The organism is Sulfuricaulis sp. (assembly GCF_041499725.1).
Taxonomy (GTDB): domain Bacteria; phylum Pseudomonadota; class Gammaproteobacteria; order Acidiferrobacterales; family Sulfurifustaceae; genus Sulfuricaulis.
Map to the genome: position 1 here is coordinate 1 of NZ_JBGQKW010000152.1, position 2,303 is coordinate 2,303.

General features: G+C 63.0%; 1 protein-coding gene and 1 pseudogene. Both read right to left on the reverse strand.

Annotated elements, in window-relative coordinates:
- Positions 1-1,008 (reverse strand): annotated as a pseudogene (locus ACC569_RS14445) (pyruvate ferredoxin oxidoreductase); the annotation flags it as partial.
- Positions 1,005-2,168 carry an NAD(P)H-dependent flavin oxidoreductase gene (locus ACC569_RS14450; RefSeq protein ID WP_372524224.1) on the reverse strand — a complete coding sequence of 388 codons (1,164 nt, stop codon included), beginning with the start codon at positions 2,166-2,168 and terminating at the stop codon, positions 1,005-1,007. The pseudogene ACC569_RS14445 and the gene ACC569_RS14450, both read right to left, overlap by 4 nt.
- Positions 2,169-2,303 lie beyond the last annotated feature (135 nt).

Below are 2,303 nucleotides of genomic sequence, written 5' to 3' on the forward strand. Positions count from 1 at the left end.
GTCCATGCGTTCGATCACGGAGATGACCCGGCAGTTTTTGAGCGCGGCGACGATCTCGCGTCCGGGAAACGGCCGGAAGCTCGTGACATGCAGCAGCCCGACTTTCCAGCCCATGTGTAGGCGCATCCAGTCCACAGCCGGGACTGCGGTTTCCATGACCGAGCCCAGGCCGACGATGGCGTATTCGGCGTCCTCCAGACGGTAGCCGCTGACGAAACCGTAATGCCGTCCCGTGAGCCGGTGGAATTCGTCGAACGCCTCTTGCAGATGGCGCGGCACTTCGTCGTAGTAATAGCGCTGCGCGATCTTGCCCTTCATATAAGAATCCTGGTTCTGCACCACGCCGGTCATCAGGGGGCGGTCGGGGTCGAAAAAGCTCGTCAGCTTCGCGCGCGGATCGTCGATGTAGACCTTCATCAGTTCCGGCTCGGCGAGGCGCACGTTCTCGATGGTGTGGGTGGTGAGAAAACCGTCCTGGATGTTCAGGAACGGCGTGCGTGAATTTTCCGCGGCGCGCCGGGCGATCAGCCCCAAGTCCTGTGCCTCCTGCGCGGTGCGCGCGAACAGCATGCCCCAGCCGGTATCGGCCACCGCCATGACATCGTCATGACCCGCGTGCACGTTGAGCGCATGCGAGCTGAGCGCCCGCGCGCCGATGTGAAACACCACCGGCAGGCGCTTACCGGAGAGGGTGAACAGCACCTCCTTCATAAGCACCAGGCCCTGACCGGAGGTGAAATTGGTCACGCGCCCGCCGGCCAGCGCAAAACCCTCGCAGGCGGAGGCGGAGCTGTGCTCCGATTCCGGTTCGAGGAAGAACAGGTCGCGGTTCCACAGATTCTTGCCGCCGTTCGCGACCGCGAGCTGATAGCCCGAGCCCATGTTGGTGGATGGGGTGATCGGGTAGGCGCAGGCGCCCTCGGAAATGTTTTGCTCGACCCACACGACCACAGCCGAACCGTCGGCAGTGGTCGGCGTGCCGGGATAGGGGAAGGCGCCGGAATTCATGCCGTTACCGCAGGCCGGTGGTTAGTCAGCAGATATTCGAGCAACTCGTGGACCTTGCGAATCTCCGTGCCGAAGGGCAGGGATTCAGAGCCGCGAAAGAACAGGCCCTGCTGGATATTGCCGCGCTGCGCCGCCGCGAGCTGCGTTTCGATGCAGAATTGGCCGGCCTGAGGGTTGCCGTCCTTGAATCCGCAATGCGCGAGGCACTCGAGCCGGCTCGGGCACTGGGAACATTCGGGTGTCGCCTTGGCACGCAGCTTCGATTCCTTGGCGAGGTAATTCTTCAGCCACGGGGTAAGCACTGCGCGCGCCGGCAAGCCGGCCGCGCTCATGAAGGTCACGATATCCTCGGGCCTGGCCTCGGCCAGCACTTTCTTGAAGTTGGGATGCGCATCGCACTCTTCGGTCACGGCGAAGGGCGTACCGATCTGCGCGCCCGCGGCGCCCATGTCAAACAGTTCCTTGAGCTTCTGGAACGAGTTGATGCCGCCCGCGGGTATCAGCGGGATGCTCCCGAGCGCGATCCCCAATTCCTGAAACACGCGCCGGATTTCCTCGAGCACCCGACTGAAATCGAACTTCACGTCATTGACTTCCTCCATGCGCGTGGCGCCGAGATGCCCGCCGGCGTAACGCGGGTGCTCGATGACGATGGCATCCGGCAGCCGGCCCTTGCGCATCCATTTCTTGAGCACGGCGCGCACGCCGCGTTCCTCCGACAGGATCGGGATGAGCGCGACATTCCTGAATTTTTCCGTGAGATCGGGCAGGTCGAACGGCAGCCCCGCTCCGGAGACGATGGCGTTCGCCCCGCTCTTGCAGGCCTGCACCACGAGCTCGGCGTAATTCGACAGCGCACGCATCACGTTCACCGCGACGAACCCGTCCGGCGCGATCTCGTGCGCCGCGCGGATCTCGCGATCCAGCGCCTCGATATTGGCGGCGCTGTGTACTTTCGGGTCGTTGCATTTGCGTAAACGTTGCATGATGTCCGGGTACAGGCGTCGCAGGTCCACGCTGGCAATGGTGCCGACCGCGCCTTCCCGGGCCACGGCGCCGGCCAGCCGATGGCCGGAAATGCCCACGCCCATGCCGCCCTGGATGACGGGCAACAGTTCACGGCCCCGGATCGTGAGCAGTGGGAAAGGGGTGCAAATCATGAAATGAATGGGCCTTAAAACTGTAAACTTAGCCTAGTTTGCGGGAAATCGGGTTGACGCAGGTCAAACTTCCGAACCGTGCCAGTGGATTTAAGCCGCCGCAATAATCGCTAGGCGACAAAAGGCAGAACCTGA

What these genes read in the sequence shown, in the direction of transcription:
- ACC569_RS14450 (WP_372524224.1), bottom strand. Translation starts at nt 2,168, where the DNA reads ATGATTTGCACCCCTTTCCCACTGCTCACGATCCGGGGCCGTGAACTG.